This is a genomic window from Citrobacter sp. MGH110, assembly GCF_001037515.1.
Lineage (GTDB): Bacteria > Pseudomonadota > Gammaproteobacteria > Enterobacterales > Enterobacteriaceae > Citrobacter > Citrobacter portucalensis.
The window spans coordinates 1,035,422-1,056,732 of sequence record NZ_KQ089830.1 but is presented as its reverse complement, the minus strand read 5'-3'; the positions used below and the strand labels follow the sequence as shown (position 1 = coordinate 1,056,732).

General features: G+C 50.3%; 21 protein-coding genes. 10 read left to right on the top strand and 11 right to left on the bottom strand.

Going from position 1 to position 21,311, the window contains the following annotated elements:
* Positions 1–7 precede the first annotated feature (7 nt).
* From SK38_RS05055 to pspA, 9 genes are all read right to left on the bottom strand, one after another.
* Positions 8–1,060, bottom strand: coding sequence for a D-guloside 3-dehydrogenase (locus SK38_RS05055; protein ID WP_048235279.1), 1,053 nt, complete (start codon positions 1,058–1,060; stop codon positions 8–10).
* A gap of 27 nt (positions 1,061–1,087) precedes the next feature.
* On the bottom strand, positions 1,088–1,930 hold the full coding sequence (locus SK38_RS05050; RefSeq protein WP_003020474.1) for a carbohydrate ABC transporter permease: 843 nt from the start codon (positions 1,928–1,930) through the stop codon (positions 1,088–1,090).
* Complete coding sequence (locus tag SK38_RS05045) at positions 1,917–2,798, bottom strand: carbohydrate ABC transporter permease (RefSeq protein WP_048236420.1); 882 nt, start codon at positions 2,796–2,798, stop codon at positions 1,917–1,919. The genes SK38_RS05050 and SK38_RS05045 overlap by 14 nt, the downstream gene beginning before the upstream one ends.
* 20 nt (positions 2,799–2,818) lie before the next feature.
* Positions 2,819–4,111 carry an ABC transporter substrate-binding protein gene (locus SK38_RS05040; protein WP_048235278.1) on the bottom strand — a complete coding sequence of 431 codons (1,293 nt, stop codon included), beginning with the start codon at positions 4,109–4,111 and terminating at the stop codon, positions 2,819–2,821.
* A gap of 16 nt (positions 4,112–4,127) precedes the next feature.
* Positions 4,128–5,834 carry a sugar phosphorylase gene (locus SK38_RS05035; RefSeq protein ID WP_075553030.1) on the bottom strand — a complete coding sequence of 569 codons (1,707 nt, stop codon included), beginning with the start codon at positions 5,832–5,834 and terminating at the stop codon, positions 4,128–4,130.
* 163 nt (positions 5,835–5,997) lie between these two features.
* Positions 5,998–6,228 (bottom strand): phage shock protein PspD, encoded by a 231-nt coding sequence (pspD, locus tag SK38_RS05030; RefSeq protein WP_003833267.1) that lies wholly within the window; start codon positions 6,226–6,228, stop codon positions 5,998–6,000.
* 8 nt (positions 6,229–6,236) lie between these two features.
* Entirely contained in the window at positions 6,237–6,596 is a 360-nt protein-coding gene (gene pspC, locus SK38_RS05025) for an envelope stress response membrane protein PspC (RefSeq protein WP_003020497.1), read from the bottom strand.
* Positions 6,596–6,820, bottom strand: a complete 225-nt coding sequence (pspB, locus tag SK38_RS05020; RefSeq protein WP_003020509.1) for an envelope stress response membrane protein PspB — start codon at positions 6,818–6,820, stop codon at positions 6,596–6,598. The genes pspC and pspB overlap by 1 nt, the downstream gene beginning before the upstream one ends.
* Before the next feature lie 54 nt (positions 6,821–6,874).
* Positions 6,875–7,543: a phage shock protein PspA gene (gene pspA / locus SK38_RS05015; protein ID WP_003020532.1), complete on the bottom strand. Its 669-nt coding sequence runs from the start codon at positions 7,541–7,543 to the stop codon at positions 6,875–6,877.
* A gap of 155 nt (positions 7,544–7,698) precedes the next feature.
* On the opposite strand from pspA, the gene pspF reads away from it, so the two are divergent.
* On the top strand, positions 7,699–8,688 hold the full coding sequence (gene pspF / locus SK38_RS05010; RefSeq protein ID WP_162623429.1) for a phage shock protein operon transcriptional activator: 990 nt from the start codon (positions 7,699–7,701) through the stop codon (positions 8,686–8,688).
* Between the two features lie 94 nt (positions 8,689–8,782).
* Positions 8,783–9,427 carry a quinolone resistance pentapeptide repeat protein QnrB85 gene (locus SK38_RS05005; protein WP_048236419.1) on the top strand — a complete coding sequence of 215 codons (645 nt, stop codon included), beginning with the start codon at positions 8,783–8,785 and terminating at the stop codon, positions 9,425–9,427.
* A 41-nt stretch (positions 9,428–9,468) separates the two neighbouring features.
* On the opposite strand, the gene SK38_RS05000 is transcribed toward SK38_RS05005, so the two are convergent.
* Positions 9,469–9,921 (bottom strand): SgcJ/EcaC family oxidoreductase, encoded by a 453-nt coding sequence (locus SK38_RS05000; protein ID WP_048235276.1) that lies wholly within the window; start codon positions 9,919–9,921, stop codon positions 9,469–9,471.
* A 534-nt stretch (positions 9,922–10,455) separates the two neighbouring features.
* Between SK38_RS05000 and sapA the strand changes: the two genes are divergently transcribed.
* Genes sapA through sapF form a run of 5 tightly spaced genes read left to right on the top strand, consistent with a single transcriptional unit; the run spans position 10,456 to position 15,738 of the window.
* Positions 10,456–12,099 carry an ABC transporter substrate-binding protein SapA gene (gene sapA / locus SK38_RS04995; RefSeq protein ID WP_003833288.1) on the top strand — a complete coding sequence of 548 codons (1,644 nt, stop codon included), beginning with the start codon at positions 10,456–10,458 and terminating at the stop codon, positions 12,097–12,099.
* Complete coding sequence (gene sapB, locus SK38_RS04990) at positions 12,096–13,061, top strand: peptide ABC transporter permease SapB (protein WP_003020545.1); 966 nt, start codon at positions 12,096–12,098, stop codon at positions 13,059–13,061. Before sapA ends, sapB begins: the two co-directional genes overlap by 4 nt.
* A complete protein-coding gene (sapC, locus tag SK38_RS04985) occupies positions 13,048–13,938 on the top strand; it encodes a peptide ABC transporter permease SapC (RefSeq protein WP_003833291.1) in 891 nt (296 codons plus the stop codon). The genes sapB and sapC overlap by 14 nt, the downstream gene beginning before the upstream one ends.
* Entirely contained in the window at positions 13,938–14,930 is a 993-nt protein-coding gene (gene sapD / locus SK38_RS04980) for a peptide ABC transporter ATP-binding protein SapD (protein ID WP_003020556.1), read from the top strand. Before sapC ends, sapD begins: the two co-directional genes overlap by 1 nt.
* Before the next feature lies 1 nt (position 14,931).
* A complete protein-coding gene (gene sapF / locus SK38_RS04975; protein WP_003020558.1) occupies positions 14,932–15,738 on the top strand; it encodes a peptide ABC transporter ATP-binding protein SapF in 807 nt (268 codons plus the stop codon).
* A gap of 38 nt (positions 15,739–15,776) precedes the next feature.
* Here sapF and SK38_RS04970 read toward each other — a convergent pair whose 3' ends face one another.
* Entirely contained in the window at positions 15,777–16,469 is a 693-nt protein-coding gene (locus SK38_RS04970) for an EAL domain-containing protein (RefSeq protein ID WP_048235275.1), read from the bottom strand.
* 442 nt (positions 16,470–16,911) lie between these two features.
* Between SK38_RS04970 and fabI the strand changes: the two genes are divergently transcribed.
* The 3 genes from fabI to SK38_RS04955 all read left to right on the top strand — a co-directional run bounded on the left by fabI (position 16,912) and on the right by SK38_RS04955 (position 21,084).
* On the top strand, positions 16,912–17,700 hold the full coding sequence (gene fabI / locus SK38_RS04965) for an enoyl-ACP reductase FabI (protein ID WP_020996373.1): 789 nt from the start codon (positions 16,912–16,914) through the stop codon (positions 17,698–17,700).
* Between the two features lie 214 nt (positions 17,701–17,914).
* Positions 17,915–19,060, top strand: coding sequence for a carboxymuconolactone decarboxylase family protein (locus SK38_RS04960; RefSeq protein ID WP_048235274.1), 1,146 nt, complete (start codon positions 17,915–17,917; stop codon positions 19,058–19,060).
* An 89-nt stretch (positions 19,061–19,149) separates the two neighbouring features.
* Complete coding sequence (locus SK38_RS04955; RefSeq protein WP_048235273.1) at positions 19,150–21,084, top strand: exoribonuclease II; 1,935 nt, start codon at positions 19,150–19,152, stop codon at positions 21,082–21,084.
* The last annotated feature ends 227 nt before the right edge of the window (positions 21,085–21,311 follow it).

The window sequence follows — 21,311 nt, the reverse complement described above, 5'->3', positions numbered from 1 at the left end:
TCCTTAATTAAAACGTCACGCCCATTTTGATGCTCTGTTCCGGATGGCGATCGACATACTGCATATAGCTTTCCGGGCTGCTGGCGAAGGTGACTACCGGGTCGATAAGCTCTTCACAGTTCAGATAACCGTTCATCAGCAGTTCCCAGCAGGTCTCCTCAATGCGCTTGCGGCTCCAGCGCGGATAATCTGGATTTGGTTCACTGCAGGCCCGGGAGAAGACTATTTTGGCGTTGTTGAAGTGCGCTTCACGGCCCAGGTTAAACCCTTCAGCAAAAGGTTTTGCGAAGGCGACATAGGAGATGGTTCCGCCATAAGCCAGACCGCGTAGCGCCGATTGCAGCGCATCCGCATAGCCGCTGGTTTCGATAATCACATCCGCGCCCTGTTTGCCGGTCAGCTTTTTAATTTCCATGCCCACGTCGGTGCCAATCGGATCCAGACAGAAATCAGCCCCATGGCGACGCGCGATATCACAACGATGGGCAATCGGATCCACGCCAATAACCACTGACGCACCCGCTTTCTTAGCCAGTTGTACGGCGATCTGGCCAATTGCCCCTAACCCGACGATGACAACAAAGTCGCCGACGCGCACATTGGCATCGCGCACACCGCTCATGGCGAACTGTGCTGGGTCATAGCACACGGCATTTTTCCACGAACTGCCTTCAGGCATTTTGCGCAGTTTGTAGTTGTTCACCGCATTAAAAATAACCGTCTCTGCCAGAGGACCGTAGCCGCAAACTGAATCGCCAACGGCGTATTCGGTCACATCGCTACCACACTCAATGACATCGCCCACTACCATGTTGCCAAGCTGGAACTTACCGAATTCGATCCCGCGCGGTGCACCTTCCGGACGTGGCATGAACATTTGCCATTCACCGTTAAAATCTTCGTCAATAAACGGGCTGGCAGCGCGAAAATCGACCACTTCCGTGCCATGTTTCGGCGCGCCAAATTTAACGCGAACTTTCACTTCATTGGCGGATACCGCTCTGTCTTCATATTCCACCAGCGCTGCAACACGCGGTTCGGTGGCAACTAACTTCTTCATTTACAACTCCTTAATTAAACTGGCCGCTTAGCCTTTCACGCCGCCTGCGGTCAAACCACTTTTAATAAAACGTTCGGAAAGCGCATACATAATGACAACCGGCAATGCGGTGACTAACGACGCGGCCATCATGCGTCCCCAGATATAGTCAGGCGTACTGAACAGCGCGTTCAGACCGACCGGTAAGGTAAAATTGCTGGCGCTGGAGAGGAAAATCGAGGCGAACAGATAGTCATTCCACGCCACCATAAAGCAGTACACAAAGACTGAAACCAGACCGGACATGGCCAACGGCACGGTGATGCGAAAGATAATTTGCAGACGATTTAAACCATCCATCATCGCGGCCTCTTCTATCTCATCCGGAATGGTGTCGAAGTAGCTTTTCAGCATAAACACGGCTGTCGGCAGCGTTTGGGTCACCATGGTGATAATCAACGCCATTTCGGTGTCATAAATGCCGAGGGCCGTAATGATTTTGAAAAGCGGCACCACCAGCAAAATCCCCGAAAACATGTACACCGTGTAAAAACTGGCATTGATGGTCATCCGTCCTTTAAAACGCAGACGGGAAAGCGCATACGCCCCGAGCACGCCGAGAAACACCGCGACCACCGATGACGTGACCGATACCACCAGGCTATTACGGAAGTAGTCAACAAACGGGAAGATCATCGGGTTAAAAATGTCGATGTAATGTTCCAGCGTCCATTGCTGAGGTAACAGCGTGGGATGCAGCGAGATCGCCTCTTTTGCGCTTTTGAATGAGGTCATCAGCATCACAAAAAACGGAAATAACGTGATGCCCAGGAAGACAATTAATCCACAGTAAAAGCCGATGCGGCCAAGCGTGCGTTTATTTGTTGCCATTGAGGTTCACCCGTTTTCTGGTCAGCAGGATAACAGCGAAAATGATGACGAAGAGGACGACAGAAATAGCGGCCGCTTTGCCTAAGTCATTAAATGCAAACGCTGTTTTATAGAGATAGACCCCGAGAATATCGACTTTAGTGGTCAGCAGATAAACATCAGCGAACATGTAGAACATCCAGATCGTACGCAGCGTGACTACGGTCGCCAGCACCGGCATGATCGCTGGCAGCGTGACGATACGAAACCGTTGCCAGGCGTTCGCGCCATCCATTTCCGCCGCTTCATACAGCGATTTATCAATAGTCTGTAAAATCGCCAGAAACGAGATAAAGGCATACGGGAAGTAGCGCCAGATGGCGAACAGCACGACCAGTGCGAAGCTGCTGCCGGGATTGTCGAACCATAACGGCGCCTGCTCGAACAGATGCAGCAGATCCACGCCGAGATAGTTCACAATGCCGTAGCCGTTGTTGAACATGTATTTCCAGGCAAACACCAGCGAAATAGATGGCGTTACGTAAGAGAGGATCACCAGTGAGCGCGCCGTTTTCCGCAGACGAAACTCACGGTTAAAAAACATCGCCACTCCCAGCCCCAGCACCGTGCTCCCGGCAACAACCAGCGCGGTATACCAGACCGTCATCCACAGCGAATGCCAGAATCCGGGATCGGATAAGATACGGATATAGTTACTCAGGCCGACAAATGTTGACTCAATTTGCGGATTGAGCGGCAGACGCATAAAGCTGATTTCGATGTTAGATATCATCGGCCATGCAACTAACCCCCCCAACAAGAGTAAGCTAGGCGCCAGCAGCAGCATGGCAAATGGCATATCCGATCGACCTGAAAAGAACTTATTCATCACGGCTTTCCATTTCCCCATTAGCGCTGTTCAACAAGGTCATCCAGTTTGGTCTGGCTGGCCTTCATCGTCGTTGAAAGGTCAGCTTTTCCTACCGTGACGTTGTGCACCATGGTACTCACGATACCGGAGCCGGTTACGTCGCCCATGCGGGTAAAGTTCTTATCACCGACGGCGCCAAAGACCTGAATATTTGGCAGTTCGGCAATCAGTTGATTGGGTAATTCACCCAGCGCTTTGATAACGGCGTTATCTTTCCACGTCGAAGTATTCACCACCGCTTTGTTGACCGGCAGCGCCGCTCCTGGCGACATCATGACCCAGTCCGCAATGTTGTCTGCCTGCTCCATAAAGGTGACAAATTTCTCTGCCGCTTCTGTTTCTTCGGTTTTTTGACCTGCGGTAATGGTTAGCGACGTCAGCATGCCGTAAACAGCGGAATCTTTTTCCGTCGGCACCATAAAGCCAACATTTTTAGGATCGCCCTCTTTGATCACCGCCGGGAGGATATAGGTGGAATAAATCGCCATTGGCGCCGTGCCGTTCATGAAAGCATCTTTGACTTCCATGATGTCGTTCGAGCCAGGCATGGTGTTCATGGCAAGTTGGCGGTAATACTGCAACGCCTGCGCCATTTCAGGTGTGTCGAGCGTAATCTTTCCCTGCGCATCAAAAACGTTGGCCTGGTTAGAAAGCGCGAACTGGGAGAATGACTGTTCGGTCAGAACGCTTTCTGCCGTAGGTAGCGCAATGCCGTATTTCTTACTGCCAGGATTGTTGAGCTTCTGCGCCACGTTCAGCAATTGCTGCCAGTCTTTTGGCTCTTCCAATCCCGCTTTTGCCAGCACATCTTTGCGGTACCAGATCCCGCCAATCCAGGCGCTGACCGGAACCCCGGTCCATGCACTACCGTCTTCAGTGCGGACAATACGCAGGATGCCATCATAAAAAGTACCCTCACCTACGCCGTTGATGACCTGCGCTACCGCTTTACGGTCGATGAGGGACTCTTTGTCCATAACTTTCGCGTAGTCATGGCTGGTTTCAATGATTTCAGGCAGTGAACCGCTACGCGCCAAGGTGATGACCTTGGTGTTGTAAGCATCTTCTTCCACAGGGACCTGTTTGACGCTGATGCCCGGGTTTTCTTTTTCAAAACGCTCAATCAGTTTTGCGATAACCGCTTGCCGCTCCTGCTCAACAGAAGAGTGCATAAATTCAATCGCGACAGAGGACTTTTTATCATCCTTACACCCGGAAACCAGAGCGCAGGAAACCAGTGCTGAAATCAGCACAATTTTAGCTTTAAGCATGAAATGTTCCTTTTTATTACTTAACCCACATGACCTGCCAGGCGTACAACGTTAATTCCTTACCTGAAATAGTTTTACCGCTAATCAAATCAACTCCATTTTCAATGTCAATACGAATGGTTTGAGTATGACCGCTGACATTAAATAATCCGATAACTTGCTCACCTGTTTCCGCCATACGTTTAATTTGCATTACGGCCGGTGTAATACTGCTAATTTGAAAATCACTATCAGGATGAAATGCTTTATTATTGCGACGTATTACAATTAGTCGGGATAACTCATGATAAATAGTGTGACGCAAACTGGTTTCATCTTTCAGCTCCGTTTCTATTTGTCTTACCTGATATTTTTTGCGGTTAATCGCACGGTTATAACCGAACGTCTCAACACCTTTATAATCATTGCGTGACCCAAGGATGCTTTGAATGTAAACCGCCGGCACTCCTGGAAAACTCAGCAAAATGGCATGTGCGAGAATAAAGCGAGAAAACCGTTCGGCATCGCTACAATTACCAGGCGTTAGCGCATCCATATATGTCACGTTAATTTCATACGGACTGCGACTGCCATCAGGATTATTTTTCCAGTTAACCAGCGCGCCTTCCTGTTGTAGTTCCGTCACCAGCCGCATGATCTCGTCTTCAGGCAACAAACCGCGTAATGGGTTGAGACCAATGCCGTCATGCGATGCGAGAAAATTAAACCAGGTCGTCTCACCAGACGGCAGCTGCAGTGATTGCGCCCACTGGCACAATATCGACGTATCCTGGCGTTGTACCGCATGCAGCACCAGCGGCGGCAGCGAGAACTGGTACACCATATGCGCTTCATCATGGCCATTACCGTAGTAGGACACGTTATCCTTATGCGGGACGTTGGTTTCGGTAATAATCGCCGTACCAGGCGCCGCGCAGTCAGCAATAGCGCGTAATAGTTTGATAAGCTGATGCGTTTTTTCCAGGTGAATACAGGTTGTCCCTGGCTCTTTCCACATAAAACCAACCGCATCCAGGCGGACATAATCAGCGCCCTGCTCAAGATAACTTAGCAGCACATCGACCATCGCCAGTAATACTAATGGATTGGCATAGTTGAGATCGATCTGGTCGTCGCTGAACGTCGTCCAGAGATGACGTACTGTATTATCTTTCAACGTAAAAGGTGTCAGTAACGGTAATGCGCGTGGACGTGTGACGTTGCTCAGGTCCGTATCAGGATCCATTGCAATAAAGAAATTTTCATAACCGTCAAGCTGTTGCAAATAATTATTAAACCACTCGCTTTTAGCTGACATATGGTTACAAACAAAATCAAACATCAGTCGACTGGATTCACCTAATTCCTTAATATCATTCCAGTCACCGGTTTCTTTGGCAACCTGATGGTAATTAATCACGGAAAAACCATCATCCGATGACCACGGATAAAATGGCAGCAGATGCACATGAGAAAATGTCGACTTAAGCCATTCATTATAAAACTGATTAAACGTCGGTAGCGGTTTTTTACCAGCCCCGTGGAATTGATCGGCGTAGGTAATAAGCACCACATCGCCCTCGTCCCAATGCGCTTTACGGATTTTTTTAATTAATCCCTGTGATTTCTCTAAACGTGCAAACAGCGCTTCATAGTGGCATGAAGTAAATGTATGACCATAAACTTCTGTCAGGCATTTTTGGATTTTTTGGTTCACCTTCGATTCTCGTGGTAGCGGTCCCATGAATCAAGAGACTACTCTGCGGGAAATAAGCTGTCAATCAGCTAAGGTGGTCTTGAGGGGGGTAAAAAAAGAATTTTGGCAGCCAAAAATCGTATTTGTGAGCTGCCGCAAATTAACTGAGGGGATGTTGATTAATTGTTGCTTGCTTTTGCTGATTCAAATATCAGGGTTGATTACCTGAATAACGTTTCGACAATTTTGCCGCAGCCCGACTCAACACCGGTTCCAGAACCAACGCCAGCAGCATTTTTAGCGGGCGTCGGGCGACGGACTTCACCGCCCACCCTGCTACACCCGCCGGGCCGTAGCGCAGCGCGGTCAGGAGCACCAGCTTACCTGCTATTTTAAAGCCCGGCTTAACCCTTTGCCCGGCACGTTGCCAGCGATTGTTCATTTCTGTCCTCACAATTGACGGAAGCGACTACGTAAGGAAAAAGTATCGGACGTCACATAACGCTCCATTTCACGTAAACGCTTTTCACTAGCCGCCAGCTCGCGATCGACGGCATCCAACAGCTCACCGCTTGATGGCTGCTGCTCGCCGGAAACCACATTATCCGGCATCGGATCCAACACAAACGTCAGCACGATGTAGGCGACGAAGGTGAAAAAGGCCAGGCCAAAAAAGACTGACAACACCACCAGGATCCGTACCAGCTTCACAGGCACATCGAGATAATGCGCAATACCTGCGCAAACCCCCTTCACCATGCCCTGCTGCGGAATACGCCACAGTTTTTTGTTCAGGTTAACGCCTCCCATTAGCGGTCCCTCCAGTTTGGATGTTCAGCATCGAGGATGTCTTCCAGCGCCTGAATGCGCTCGCGCATCCGCTGTGCGTCATCGTTGAGTTCAACCAGGCGTTGCTGTTCACTTTGCGACAGTTCGCCACGACTGGAACGGTTGCTGTAGTGCAGCCAGAGCCAAATCGGTAAAACGAACAACACAAAGATGGTTAACGGGATAGCCAGAAATAGCGCGCTCATGAGTACTCCTTACAGGTGATGAGCGGCGGCGCGTTCGGGCGCCGCCAGATGTTATTATTGCTTGTCTTGCTGCATTTTGGCTTTAAGTTGCGCCAGCTGCTCGCTGATTTCATCATCTGCTTTCAGGTCAGCAAATTGCTGATCCAGAGACTTCTGTTTACCGAAGTTATGGCTTTCAGCCTCGGCTTCCATCTGATCGATACGACGCTCGAAAGATTCAAAGCGCGCCATCGCTTCATCGAGTTTACCGCTGTCCAGTTGACGACGAACATCACGCGAAGAACTCGCTGCCTGATGACGCAGCATCAACGCCTGCTGACGAGCACGGGTTTCACTGAGTTTATTTTCCAGCTCACCGATCTCTTTTTTCATACGCGCCAGCGTATCGTCAACCAGCGTCACCTCATGCTCCAGAGAGGCAATTAAATCGGTCAGTTTCTGCTTTTCAATTAACGCAGAACGCGCCAGATCTTCTTTCTCTTTACGCAGCGCAAGTTCTGCTTTTTCCTGCCACTCTGCCTGTTGGGCACTGGCCTGTTCGATACGGCGAGATAATTGTTTTTTTTCTGCCAGCGCACGCGCTGAGTTAGAACGTACCTCAACCAGCGTGTCTTCCATTTCCTGGATCATCAACCGCACCAGTTTCTGCGGATCTTCAGCCTTTTCCAGCAACGCATTAATGTTGGCGTTCACGATGTCGGCAAAACGAGAAAAAATACCCATAATGTAATCCTCACTTACTGTTCTGATATCGGGCTATGCCCTGCTGCTTTCGTAATGCACGTGACGTGCCAACTTTTTATATAATTGATTTTATTGTAATTATATAATTTTACCTGCCAGGCTAATTAGCGTAAATTGGTGAATAACACTAACAAATGGTGAATTTCATCATGGCTGGATACAAAGATAATCTTCTGGGTGAAGCGAACAGCTTTATTGAAGTGCTGGAGCAGGTTTCTCATCTCGCGCCGCTGGATAAACCTGTACTGGTTATAGGTGAGCGCGGGACCGGGAAAGAACTTATTGCCAACCGCCTGCACTACCTCTCCACCCGCTGGCAAGGCCCGTTTATTTCGCTTAACTGCGCGGCGCTAAACGAAAATTTGCTTGATTCCGAACTGTTTGGTCACGAAGCGGGTGCCTTTACCGGCGCGCAAAAACGCCATCCGGGACGTTTCGAACGCGCCGACGGCGGTACGCTGTTTCTCGATGAACTGGCAACCGCCCCGATGTTGGTACAGGAAAAATTACTGCGGGTTATTGAATATGGCGAGCTGGAGCGCGTTGGCGGCAGCCAGCCGTTGCAGGTTAACGTACGACTTGTTTGTGCGACCAATGCCGACTTACCTCGCATGGTCAGCGAAGGCACTTTCCGCGCTGACCTGCTGGATCGCCTGGCCTTTGACGTGGTGCAACTCCCACCGTTACGCGAGCGTCAAAGTGACATTATGTTAATGGCCGAGCATTTTGCCATTCAGATGTGCCGCGAGATCGGATTACCTCTGTTTCCGGGTTTTAGTGCCGAGGCCAGAGAAACGCTCCTCCACTACCGTTGGCCGGGCAATATTCGTGAACTGAAAAACGTCGTGGAGCGATCCGTTTACCGGCATGGAACCAGTGATTACCCGCTGGATGAGATAATCATTGACCCCTTCCTCCGCCACACTACTCAGCCGCAGGCGCCGGAAACTAAACCGATGTCTGTAGGTTTACCGCTGGATCTGCGTGAATTCCAGCAGCAGCAAGAGAAAGACTTTCTACAAACCAGCTTACAGCAGGCAAAATTTAACCAGAAAAAAGCCGCTGAATTACTGGGGCTGACTTACCATCAGCTTCGCGCTTTGCTGAAAAAACACCAGATTTAACGCACATTTGCAGATGTCATATTGGCGGATTTGACGCATAACCTCATCAGGGTTTACCATGACGCTATTACTGTATAAAAAAACAGGTACAAATATGGCACTGGCACTCGTTGGCGAAAAAATTGACAGAAACCGCTTCACCGGTGAGAAAATTGAAAATAGTACATTTTTTAACTGTGATTTTTCAGGTGCCGACCTGAGCGGCACTGAATTTATCGGCTGTCAGTTCTATGATAGTGAAAGCCAGAAAGGGTGCAATTTTAGTCGTGCGATGCTGAAAGATGCCATTTTTAAAAGCTGTGATTTATCCATGGCGGATTTTCGCAATGCCAGTGCGCTTGGCATTGAAATTCGCCACTGTCGTGCGCAAGGCGCAGATTTTCGCGGCGCAAGTTTTATGAATATGATCACTACTCGCACCTGGTTTTGCAGTGCATATATCACTAACACAAATCTAAGCTACGCCAATTTTTCGAAAGTCGTGTTGGAAAAGTGTGAGCTGTGGGAAAACCGTTGGATGGGGGCCCAGGTACTGGGCGCGACGTTCAGTGGTTCAGATCTCTCCGGCGGCGAGTTTTCGACTTTCGACTGGCGAGCAGCAAACTTCACACATTGCGATCTGACCAATTCGGAGTTGGGTGACTTAGATATTCGGCGCGTTGATTTACAAGGCGTTAAGTTGGACAACTACCAGGCATCGTTGCTCATGGAACGTCTTGGCATCGCGATTATTGGCTAGTCTTCAGGGAGCGGTGAATTTTCCGCCCCCTGCACTGTTTTTTACCCCTCAGGCATCGCTGAAGAGTGGTGTGTGGAAATTTTCCACTCTTTACCGTCCCATGCATAAGTGAATGTGTAGCGGGCTGAAACCGTTGATTTGTCCGCGAAGGTAAATGTGTAGGTACCGGTGTCTATCGCCTTATTACACCCCAGGCGAATGGTACGCTTGTCAATTTTCCCGGTCGGCTTTTTCGCAAGAAAATGCTCGAAATAATCAACACGTTCAGCGTCCGTTAAACGCGCTTTATTGGATACAGTAGGCAACAATACCGCATCGCTAAGATAATTTTCAGATACCGTCTGCGCGTTACCTGTTTTCAATGACTCGTTCCACTTATCAAATAGCGCTTCGATTTGCGCTTTATTCACCTTCACACAGTCTGGAGTCGACGCTGCAAAAACGGCTCCAGGCAATAGGGCAAGTGAAACAACAAGGCTCAGTAATTTATTCATACAATTCATTCCATTAGAAGTTAAATGGCAACAGAAAACCGTTCATAACCAGGATCAAAGCCAAAATGCATTTAATAACCAATGGAAATCATCACCATAAATGGGTGAGAAGATTAAGATGCCATGAAGAAAAAATGGAATTAACATATTGAAATAATTATAGATACTTTAGCTATTACAACTCACATAACGTGTACTGCTTCCTGAATGATTATAGTTCAGCATTGATAGTGACACTCTAAATGCTCGCTCCACACTTCGTTATCGATGCCATACTCCATCTTCCGAGCACATACTGATATCAATCAGTAAACAACGACAGGTACGCCCCCACGTTTATAGCAAGTCAGATGGGCCATGAAAATGCTAAGATAGTTAACAGAGTAGATTCAAAGTGGATAGCAGGTATGAATTTTGACCATGTCGCGGTGTTGAACTCGCGCTTATCGAGCCTGTTACTCCCAAAAACAAACGGTAATGGCAAATGTCATTAAGTATTAGTAAGATAGCCTCTTTATATAATCCATTAAAATTATGCGCCTGGTTTTATCATCTCTGATCGTGATGGCTGGATTTCTGAGTGGTCAGGCTGCTGCTGCGCCTGAGCAAGCTCCGCACGCTGATATCCGTGACAGTGGGTTTGTCTATTGCGTCAGCGGGCAAGTCAATACGTTCAACCCACAAAAAACGAGCAGCGGTCTCATCGTCGATACGTTAGCGGCCCAATTGTATGACCGACTGCTTGATGTAGATCCCTACACCTATCGGCTGGTGCCTGAGCTTGCTGAAAGCTGGGAGGTGCTGGATAACGGCGCAACCTACCGCTTCCATCTGCGTCGTGACGTTCAGTTTCAGAAGACGGCCTGGTTCACCCCCACCCGCAAACTGAATGCAGACGATGTGGTGTTTACCTTCGAGCGCATCTTTGATCGCCACCATCCGTGGCACAATGTGAACGGCAGCAGTTTCCCCTACTTCGACAGCCTGCAGTTTGCCGATAACGTCCAAAGCGTGCGCAAACTGGACAACAACACCGTTGAATTCCGCTTAACGCAACCGGATGCCTCCTTTATGTGGCACCTTGCCACGCACTATGCCTCCGTAATGTCGGCGGAATATGCCGCTAATCTGGCAAAACAGGATCGCCAGGAGTTGCTCGACAGACAACCCGTCGGCACAGGCCCGTACCAGCTTTCGGAGAATCGTGCCGGCCAATATATTCGGTTGCAGCGACATGAAAAATTCTGGCGTGGCACTCCTCTGATGCCGCAGGTCGTAGTGGATCTCGGCTCTGGTGGAACCGGACGCTTATCGAAATTACTCACTGGCGAGTGCGACGTCCTGGCCTGGCCTGCCGCCAGCCAGCTCAGCATATTGCGTGATGACCCTCGCCTGCGTCTGACGCTGCGCCCGGGGATGAACATTGCCTATCTGGCGTTCAACACCAATAAACCGCCGTTGAATAACCCTGCCGTGCGGCATGCGCTGGCGCTAGCGATCAACAACCAGCGCTTAATGCAGTCTATCTACTACGGGACGGCAGAAACCGCGGCATCTATTTTGCCTCGCGCCTCGTGGGCTTATGATAACGAAGCTAAAATTACAGAATACAACCCGGCAAAATCGCGCGAGCAGCTAAAAGCGCTGGGGCTGGAGAATCTGACGTTACAACTTTGGGTCCCTACCAGCTCTCAGGCCTGGAACCCCAGTCCGCTGAAAACCGCCGAGCTGATTCAGGCAGATATGGCTCAGGTGGGTGTAAAAGTGAAGATCATCCCGGTAGAAGGTCGTTTTCAGGAGGCGAGATTAATGGATATGAACCATGATCTGACGTTATCTGGCTGGGCGACGGACAGTAACGATCCTGACAGTTTTTTCCGGCCGTTGCTCAGCTGTGCCGCCATCAATTCACAGACCAACTTTGCCCACTGGTGTAATCCGCAGTTTGACAGCATTCTGCGCAAGGCTCTCTCTTCGCAGCAGCTTTCATCGCGAATTGATGCCTATGACGAAGCGCAAAATATTCTTGCCCAAGAGTTACCGATCCTGCCACTTGCCTCTTCACTGCGTCTGCAGGCTTATCGTTACGACATCAAAGGGTTGGTGCTCAGTCCATTCGGTAATGCCTCTTTTGCCGGCGTGTCCAGGGAAAAGAAAGATGAGGTGAAAAAACCATGATTATCTTCACCTTGCGTCGATTTTTATTGCTACTGGTAACCCTGTTCTTCCTGACCTTTATTGGCTTCAGCCTGAGCTACTTCACGCCTCATGCGCCGTTACAGGGTGCATCGCTGTGGAACGCATGGGTATTCTGGTTCAATGGTCTCATTCACTGGGATTTCGGCGTATCCAGTATCAACGGTCAGTTGATCTCAGAGCAGCTGAAAGAGGTGTTCCCGGCCACAATGGAGCTGTGCATTCTTGCCTTTGGTTTTGCACTAATGGTTGGGATCCCCGTTGGTATGCTGGCCGGTATCACGCGGAACAAATGGCAGGACCGCTGCATCAGCGCATTGGCTCTGATGGGGTTTTCTATCCCCGTTTTTTGGCTGGCGCTGCTGCTGACATTGCTCTTCTCGCTGACCCTCGGCTGGTTACCCGTTTCCGGGCGTTTTGATCTTCTCTACGAGGTGAAACCTGTTACCGGTTTTGCCATTATTGATGCGTGGATCTCCGACTCGCCCTGGCGCGATGAAATGCTGGTCAGCGCTATCCGTCATATGGTGCTCCCGGTGCTGACACTCTCCGTTGCGCCCACCACCGAAGTCATCCGCCTGATGCGTATCAGCACCATTGAGGTCTTTGATCAGAACTACGTCAAAGCGGCGGCCACGCGCGGTTTGTCACGATTAACGATTCTGCGTCGTCACGTCCTGCACAATGCCCTTCCGCCGGTGATCCCGCGTCTGGGCTTACAGTTTTCCACCATGCTGACATTGGCGATGATCACCGAGATGGTCTTTAGCTGGCCAGGTCTTGGTCGTTGGCTGATTAACGCGATTCGCCAGCAGGATTACGCGGCGATTTCAGCGGGAGTGATGGTGATTGGTTCACTGGTTATCATCGTTAACGTCATCTCTGATATTCTGGGTGCTATGGCTAACCCTCTGAAACATAAGGAATGGTATGCCTTACGATAGCGTCTATAGCGAAAAACGCCCGCCAGGTACGTTGCGCACCGCATGGCGCAATTTCTATGGCGATGCGACTGCGATGATTGGCCTGTACGGCTGTGCGGGACTGGCTATTCTGTGTATTTTTGGTGGTTGGTTTGCCCCTTACGGCATCGATCAGCAATTTCTCGGCTATCAGCTTTTACCGCCGTCATGGTCGCGCTATGGCGAAGTCTCATTCTTCCTCGGGACAGACGATCTGGGACGTGACGTTTTAAGTCGTCTGCTCAGCGGCGCGGCCCCGACCGTTGGCGGCGCGTTTGTCGTTACTCTTGCCGCCACGCTGTGTGGCCTGGTATTGGGCGTAGTTGCCGGTGCGACGCACGGCTTGCGCTCTGCGGTGCTGAACCACATTCTGGACACCCTGCTGTCGATCCCTTCTCTGCTGCTGGCGATTATTGTGGTGGCCTTTGCCGGGCCGCACCTGACACACGCCATGTTTGCCGTCTGGCTGGCGCTGCTGCCGCGCATGGTGCGCTCCGTTTACAGCATGGTGCATGACGAGCTGGAGAAAGAGTACGTCATTGCCGCTCGCCTGGACGGTGCAACCACACTGAATATTCTGTGGTTCGCCGTTCTGCCCAATATTACCGCTGGCCTTATTACTGAAATCACCCGCGCACTGTCGATGGCGATTCTGGATATCGCCGCGCTGGGTTTTCTCGACCTTGGCGCACAGCTGCCGTCCCCGGAATGGGGAGCCATGCTCGGCGACGCGCTGGAGCTGATTTATGTCGCACCGTGGACGGTGATGCTGCCAGGCGCGGCAATTATGATAAGCGTGTTGCTGGTTAACCTACTGGGTGACGGCGTGCGCCGCGCAATTATTGCGGGGGTGGAGTAATGCCATTACTGGATATCCGCAACCTGACCATTGAATTCAGGACCGGTGACGACTGGGTAAAGGCTGTTGATCGTGTCAGCATGACCTTGAATGAGGGCGAAATCCGCGGGCTGGTCGGCGAATCTGGCTCCGGCAAGAGTCTGATCGCTAAGGCCATTTGCGGGGTTGCTAAAGATAACTGGCGCGTAACCGCAGACCGTATGCGTTTTGATGATATCGATCTGCTACGCCTTTCGGCGCGTGAACGACGCAAACTGGTCGGTCATAACGTCTCCATGATCTTTCAGGAGCCGCAGTCATGTCTCGATCCGTCCGAGCGTATCGGACGTCAACTGATGCAAAATATTCCGGCATGGACCTACAAAGGTCGCTGGTGGCAGCGCATCGGTTGGCGCAAACGCCGTGCGATTGAACTCTTGCACCGCGTCGGGATAAAAGACCATAAAGACGCCATGCGCAGCTTTCCATATGAGCTGACCGATGGCGAATGCCAGAAGGTCATGATCGCTATCGCATTAGCGAATCAGCCGCGTTTGCTGATTGCCGATGAACCAACGAACGCGATGGAGCCAACCACCCAGGCGCAAATTTTCCGTCTGCTAACCCGTCTGAATCAAAACAGCAATACCACCATTTTGTTGATAAGCCATGACCTGCAAATGCTCAGCCAGTGGGCTGACAAAATCAACGTGATGTACTGCGGACAAACGGTCGAAACCGCGCCAAGTAAAGATTTGGTGACCATTCCTCATCATCCTTATACTCAAGCGTTGATTCGCGCTATTCCTGATTTTGGTAGCGCAATGCCGCACAAAAGCCGCCTGAATACCATGCCAGGAGCTATTCCATTGCTGGAACAATTACCCATCGGCTGTCGTCTGGGGCCACGCTGCCCTTATGCACAACGCGAATGTATTGAAACCCCAAGACTGACCGGAGCAAAGAATCATCTCTACGCCTGTCATTTCCCGCTGAACATGGAGAGAGAGTGAGATGGTAGAAACCCTGCTCGAAGTTCGTAATCTGAGCAAAACCTTTCGCTACCGGACAGGTTTATTTCGCCGCCAGACCGTTGAGGCCGTTAAGCCCCTGAGTTTCACCCTGCGTGAACGTCAGACGCTCGCCGTCATTGGTGAAAACGGTTCGGGGAAATCTACGCTGGCAAAAATGTTGGCGGGTATGATTGAACCCACCAGCGGTGAGCTGCTGATTGACGATCATCCGTTAAAATATGGCGATTATTCATTTCGTAGTCAGCGGATCCGTATGATTTTCCAGGATCCGTCAACATCGCTTAATCCGCGGCAACGTATCTCGCAGATCCTTGATTTTCCGCTACGTCTGAATACCGACCTCGAGCCTGAGCAGCGTCGTAAACAGATCGTGGAGACCATGCGCATGGTCGGGCTGCTGCCCGATCACGTAAGCTATTACCCACATATGTTGGCCCCAGGGCAAAAACAGCGTCTGGGTCTTGCCCGTGCGCTCATTTTACGCCCCAAAGTCATTATCGCCGACGAAGCCCTGGCCTCTCTGGACATGTCGATGCGTTCACAGCTCATCAATCTGATGCTGGAATTGCAGGAAAAACAGGGGATTTCGTATATCTATGTGACCCAACATATTGGCATGATGAAGCACATCAGCGATCAGGTATTAGTCATGCATCAGGGCGAAGTGGTAGAACGCGGCAGTACAGCGGATGTTCTGGCGTCCCCGCTTCATGAGCTTACCCGCCGCCTGATTGCAGGTCATTTCGGCGAAGCGCTCACCGCTGATGCCTGGCGAAAAGATCGTTAGCAAACGGCTGCCCTCCTCAACCGGGGGGCAATCTGTCATCAGTGACACAACGTGGGTAAGAGCAGCGTATCAACTTCGGTAAACGCGACTGACGGGTAAAGGGCACCACCTTGCATTGCCCAGACACCTGCGGTACTGGCCTCGTCAATAAGTCGTACTGTTTCTACTCCCTTCACCACAACACGGTCGCAATATTCCCTGATATTTTTGATCAGCACCGGGAACATCGGTTTTTCTACCTGTTCCAGGAAGAAACCGCGATCCAGTTTCACAACGTCAAAATGACCGCAAACCAGCGGACTGGCCCCTACGCTGCCGGAGCCAAGATCGCCCAACCACAATGCGTTTGGGCCGTCGCGAAGTGAATTAACCAGCAGATTATTCAGGCACACGGTATTCGACAGAAAACGTTCTGAAAGTTCCAGTGCAATAAATGGTAGAGCATGTAAGGCCGACTTGATGGCTGGATCACCAATCGCCAGCAGTGCCATTTCGTCAATGAGGTTCAGGGTGCAAATAAGGCTGTTGCGCTCAAACCAGTCACGCTTTTCGGCAATTAGTCGAATTTGCTCGAGCATGAAATTACGCTTTTGTTCGCTATCCCACGCTGAAATGATGAAATCTGGATGCAACGGGTGAACCGTATCTGAAGTAAACCGGGCGTTAATCTCTACACCCAGTAATTTATCTGTTGTGTCTCTCATCGGTTCCGCGATGAAATGATAGTGCATAAGACCACTCCAATTGATCATAACATCCTGATAATGCACTTCCAATCACAATCAATCAATAATATCGATCAATGAATCGATATTGATCGATAAAAACAATATATCATAACAAGCTGAATATTGTCATGTTTTATGTTTTAAGAAAGTTCCTACCTTGCTATGTTTATTAACATCAGCTAGCAATGAAATAATACCATTTCAATGCCTTTGAAACCTCGTATTTTCTCTGATTCACCGACGTTAGATGCCTGAACGAAGCATAAGCGGAGGGGGATGATATACTCCTCACATGTAAAAACGTGACAGGTCACGTGAGGCGGATAACCATTCTCCAGGGAAAAAGCGTGGGATATAATTTCAGGCCAATTTCGAGTGTGTTTGATGCGTCAATCATAACTCATTGATTGATAAAAGATAAGTGTTAACCAAAAGGATTAAAGCCATGGGTTTTTTATCAGGTAAGCGCATTCTGGTGACAGGCCTTGCCAGTAAATTGTCTATCGCATGGGGAATCGCTCAGGCGATGCATCGCGAAGGTGCCGAACTGGCGTTCACCTACCAGAACGACAAGCTGAAAGGTCGTGTGGAAGAATTTGCAGCGCAATTAGGCTCCAACATTGTTTTGCAGTGTGATGTAGCTGAAGATGCCAGCATTGACGCCATGTTTGCTGAACTGAGCAAAGCCTGGCCGAAATTCGACGGTTTCGTACACTCCATCGGCTTCGCACCTGCTGACCAACTGGATGGTGATTATGTGAATGCAGTTACCCGCGAAGGATTTAAAATTGCGCATGACATTAGCGCTTATAGCTTTGTTGCGATGGCAAAAGCATGTCGTTCTATGCTAAACCCTGGCTCTGCGCTATTGACGTTGTCCTATCTGGGCGCAGAGCGTGCAATCCCGAACTATAACGTGATGGGCCTGGCGAAAGCCTCATTGGAAGCAAACGTCCGTTATATGGCTAACGCAATGGGGCCTGAAGGCGTACGCGTAAACGCAATTTCCGCAGGTCCAATCCGCACCCTCGCCGCTTCCGGTATCAAAGATTTCCGTAAAATGCTGGCCCATTGCGAAGCTGTTACGCCGATTCGCCGCACTGTTACCATTGAAGATGTGGGCAACTCTGCGGCATTCCTGTGTTCCGATCTTTCTGCCGGTATCTCAGGTGAAGTTGTACACGTTGACGGTGGTTTCAGCATCGCTGCAATGAATGAACTAGAACTGAAATAATCATCCACTCTTCTCTGGGCGGCCCACCGTCGCCCGTGATGCTCGTTTTTAATTCCCCTCTACCCTGTCCCATATATGCTTTTCTGATATTTATTATCACGTAACAATCTTTCATCCCCTCTTCTGCTTACGTCAGGATATTGCAGCGCAAACGATCCGGCGTAGTGGTATGACGACGTGTCCGGGTCGCCACTTTTTAGACCAAGGACCGCCCATGGAACAACGCCGAATTGAAGGCAAAAGCCACTGGTATCATGAGACGCAATCCAGCATGTATCCACAAGATGTTATGCCGCTGGTGCCGGAAGCCGCTCATGTCGACGACTGCTTTTTACTGGATCTGGCGATATCTGATGACGCCCTTTTACCTTTTCAATCTTGGTTAATCCCTGCCCGTAAACTTGCACAGATCCTCTTCCCGACCCACGTAAATCTGAGTCAGATGCACACATTCAGTGCCTATGAACGGATGAGTACGGCGTTAACCGTCGCTCAGGTATATGGCGTCCAGCGATTATGTAATCACTATGCCGCGCGTCTAACACCGCTTCCTGGGCCGGACTCCTCGCGGGAAAGTAACCATCGACTGGCGCAAATCACCCAATATGCTCGTCAACTTGCCAGCTCTCCAGCCGTGATAGGCGCGCGCGATCGCCAGCATCTGAATGCAGTCGGGCTAACCACCAGCGATAGCATTCTGATGAATCAAATTATCGGATTCGTCGGTTTTCAGGCCCGTATCGTGGCCCTGTTTCAGGCCTGGTGTGGACATCCGGTGCGCCGAATTCCGGGTCTCGATATACAACAATTCGCTCACGCTGCGCCATTTAATGCAACAAACACAACCTGGCACGCTGCGCCATTCCCGATAGAAAAACATCTTAATCATGATGATTCGATAGACAGACGTTATCCCGAGGAACTGCAAGCGTTACTGCCATTACTGATACATTCCCCCGTCATTTTGGATTTACTCGGGTCACTCATTTCCAGCACGCAACATAGCGGAATACCAGTGCAGGCATTTTCATTGGCGACGCTGATGACTTCACGGATTAATGGCAGCGTGGCCTGTTTTAATGAACATGCGTATTCAGCTCATGAATTAACCGAGGCCATTACCGTTCTTCGTCAGGATGAACGTGAATTACAACGTTGGGAACAACGACATCCGGTTGAGCGCGTCACCCTACAGGCGGTACAATGGCTGACCCGGGCGCCCGACCGCTTTAGCACCGCACTGTTAACGCCTTTGTTCGATCAGGGAATCTCTTCAGAGCAGGCCATTAACCTGCTAGCCTGGAGTGGATTGTGCGGATGGTTGAATCGCTTGAAAATCGCGCTGGGCGACACTGATTAACCGATCCACTTACTGAAAGAGCGCTTGCTGCAACTGGCAGAATCGCGTAAAACTGTCAGCCGCTCTTTTAGCCACGAAAATAGACAATTATGCTTCAGGACAACCCGCTGCTAGCGCAGCTTAAACAGCAACTACATTCCCAGACGCCACGTGCTGAAGGGGTGGTAAAAGCCACGGAAAAAGGCTTTGGCTTCCTGGAAGTCGATGCACAAAAAAGCTATTTCATTCCACCGCCGCAGATGAAAAAAGTGATGCATGGCGACCGTATTGTTGCGGTTATCCATACAGAAAAAGACCGTGAGTCTGCTGAGCCGGAAGAACTGATCGAACCCTTCCTGACGCGCTTCGTGGGTAAAGTTCAGGGCAAAAATGACCGTCTGTCCATTGTGCCGGATCATCCGTTACTGAAAGATGCTATTCCTTGTCGTGCAGCCCGCGGCGTTGAACATGAATTTAAAGAAGGCGACTGGGCTGTTGCAGAAATGCGCCGCCATCCGCTGAAAGGCGATCGCACCTTCTACGCCGAGTTAACCCAATTTATCACTTTTGCTGATGACCACTTTGTCCCGTGGTGGGTCACACTGGCACGCCATAATCTGGAAAAAGAAGCACCAGACGGTGTAGCAACCGAAATGCTGGACGAAGGCCTGGTTCGTGAAGATTTAACCGCCCTCAATTTCGTCACCATCGACAGCGCCAGCACCGAAGATATGGACGATGCGCTGTATGCTGAAGAACAAGCTGACGGCACGCTACAATTAACCGTCGCCATTGCCGACCCAACAGCCTGGATTGCAGAAGGCAGCAAGCTGGATAAAACGGCAAAAATTCGCGCGTTCACCAATTATTTACCGGGGTTCAATATCCCGATGTTACCACGTGAATTGTCTGACGATCTCTGCTCTCTGCGCGCGAACGAAGTGCGCCCGGTTTTAGCTTGTCGTATGAGCATTACCGCCGATGGCACGATTGAAGACAACATCACCTTCTTCGCCGCAACCATCGAGTCTAAAGCGAAGCTAGCCTATGATAATGTTTCCGACTGGCTGGAAGGTACTGGCGAGTGGCAACCAGAAAACGACGCGATTGCGGAACAAATCCGTCTGCTGCATCGTATTTGCCTGAGCCGAGGAGAGTGGCGTCATAACCACGCGCTGGTCTTTAAAGATCGCCCGGATTACCGTTTCGTTCTCGGTGAAAAAGGTGAAGTACTGGACATCGTCGCTGAGCCACGCCGCATCGCAAACCGTATCGTGGAAGAATCCATGATTGCGGCAAATATTTGCGCCGCCCGTGTGCTTCGCGACAAGCTGGGCTTCGGTATTTATAACGTCCATATGGGATTCGACCCGGCCAACGCCGACGCTCTGGCCGCGCTGCTGAAAACCCACGGTATGCACGTCGATGCCGAAGAAGTACTGACACTGGAAGGTTTCTGCAAACTGCGCCGCGAACTGGATGCACAGCCATCCGGCTTCCTCGACAGCCGAATTCGCCGCTTCCAGTCTTACGCTGAAATTAGTATTGAGCCAGGTCCACACTTTGGGCTGGGTCTGGAGGCATATGCCACCTGGACTTCCCCAATCCGTAAGTACGGCGATATGATCAACCACCGTCTGCTTAAGGCTGTCATCAAAGGCGAAAACATCGCCCGACCTCAGGATGATACCACCGTGCAAATGGCGGAACGTCGTCGCCTGAACCGGATGGCTGAGCGTGACGTGGGTGACTGGCTATACGCCCGTTTCCTGAGTGATAAAGCCGGAACCGACACCCGCTTTGCGGCCGAGATCATCGACGTCAGCCGCGGCGGCATGCGCGTACGTTTGGTTGATAATGGCGCTGTTGCCTTTATTCCTGCACCCTTCCTGCACGCCGTGCGTGATGAACTGGTCTGCAGCCAGGAAAGTGGTACCGTACAAATCAAAGGTGAAGTGGTTTACAAAGTCACTGATGTGATTGACGTAACTATCGCCGAAGTTCGCATGGAAACCCGTAGCGTTATCGCGCGTCCAGCAGCGTAAACTGACAAATCCAACGACCTTTCTCTTTTTTGAAAGGTCGTTTTCTTTTTTTAGCGGCCAAATTTCAACCACACACTACACTTCTCTTATCCAGTCAAAATTTTTTTTTACTATTTTTCAGTTCCGCTGGCTTTGCTTTTTATGGATTCTGGATTACATATAAATATATAAATAAAACAATACGTTCAGCCATAATCACCCTGAATGAATCATGGCTACCCTTACTT

What these genes read in the sequence shown, in the direction of transcription:
- SK38_RS05055 (WP_048235279.1), bottom strand. Translation starts at nt 1,060, where the DNA reads ATGAAGAAGTTAGTTGCCACCGAACCGCGTGTTGCAGCGCTGGTGGAA.
- SK38_RS05050 (WP_003020474.1), bottom strand. Translation starts at nt 1,930, where the DNA reads ATGGCAACAAATAAACGCACGCTTGGCCGCATCGGCTTTTACTGTGGA.
- SK38_RS05045 (WP_048236420.1), bottom strand. Translation starts at nt 2,798, where the DNA reads ATGAATAAGTTCTTTTCAGGTCGATCGGATATGCCATTTGCCATGCTG.
- SK38_RS05040 (WP_048235278.1), bottom strand. Translation starts at nt 4,111, where the DNA reads ATGCTTAAAGCTAAAATTGTGCTGATTTCAGCACTGGTTTCCTGCGCT.
- SK38_RS05035 (WP_075553030.1), bottom strand. Translation starts at nt 5,834, where the DNA reads ATGGGACCGCTACCACGAGAATCGAAGGTGAACCAAAAAATCCAAAAA.
- pspD (WP_003833267.1), bottom strand. Translation starts at nt 6,228, where the DNA reads ATGAACAATCGCTGGCAACGTGCCGGGCAAAGGGTTAAGCCGGGCTTT.
- pspC (WP_003020497.1), bottom strand. Translation starts at nt 6,596, where the DNA reads ATGGGAGGCGTTAACCTGAACAAAAAACTGTGGCGTATTCCGCAGCAG.
- pspB (WP_003020509.1), bottom strand. Translation starts at nt 6,820, where the DNA reads ATGAGCGCGCTATTTCTGGCTATCCCGTTAACCATCTTTGTGTTGTTC.
- pspA (WP_003020532.1), bottom strand. Translation starts at nt 7,543, where the DNA reads ATGGGTATTTTTTCTCGTTTTGCCGACATCGTGAACGCCAACATTAAT.
- pspF (WP_162623429.1), top strand. Translation starts at nt 7,699, where the DNA reads ATGGTGAATTTCATCATGGCTGGATACAAAGATAATCTTCTGGGTGAA.
- SK38_RS05005 (WP_048236419.1), top strand. Translation starts at nt 8,783, where the DNA reads ATGGCACTGGCACTCGTTGGCGAAAAAATTGACAGAAACCGCTTCACC.
- SK38_RS05000 (WP_048235276.1), bottom strand. Translation starts at nt 9,921, where the DNA reads ATGAATAAATTACTGAGCCTTGTTGTTTCACTTGCCCTATTGCCTGGA.
- sapA (WP_003833288.1), top strand. Translation starts at nt 10,456, where the DNA reads ATGCGCCTGGTTTTATCATCTCTGATCGTGATGGCTGGATTTCTGAGT.
- sapB (WP_003020545.1), top strand. Translation starts at nt 12,096, where the DNA reads ATGATTATCTTCACCTTGCGTCGATTTTTATTGCTACTGGTAACCCTG.
- sapC (WP_003833291.1), top strand. Translation starts at nt 13,048, where the DNA reads ATGCCTTACGATAGCGTCTATAGCGAAAAACGCCCGCCAGGTACGTTG.
- sapD (WP_003020556.1), top strand. Translation starts at nt 13,938, where the DNA reads ATGCCATTACTGGATATCCGCAACCTGACCATTGAATTCAGGACCGGT.
- sapF (WP_003020558.1), top strand. Translation starts at nt 14,932, where the DNA reads ATGGTAGAAACCCTGCTCGAAGTTCGTAATCTGAGCAAAACCTTTCGC.
- SK38_RS04970 (WP_048235275.1), bottom strand. Translation starts at nt 16,469, where the DNA reads ATGCACTATCATTTCATCGCGGAACCGATGAGAGACACAACAGATAAA.
- fabI (WP_020996373.1), top strand. Translation starts at nt 16,912, where the DNA reads ATGGGTTTTTTATCAGGTAAGCGCATTCTGGTGACAGGCCTTGCCAGT.
- SK38_RS04960 (WP_048235274.1), top strand. Translation starts at nt 17,915, where the DNA reads ATGGAACAACGCCGAATTGAAGGCAAAAGCCACTGGTATCATGAGACG.
- SK38_RS04955 (WP_048235273.1), top strand. Translation starts at nt 19,150, where the DNA reads ATGCTTCAGGACAACCCGCTGCTAGCGCAGCTTAAACAGCAACTACAT.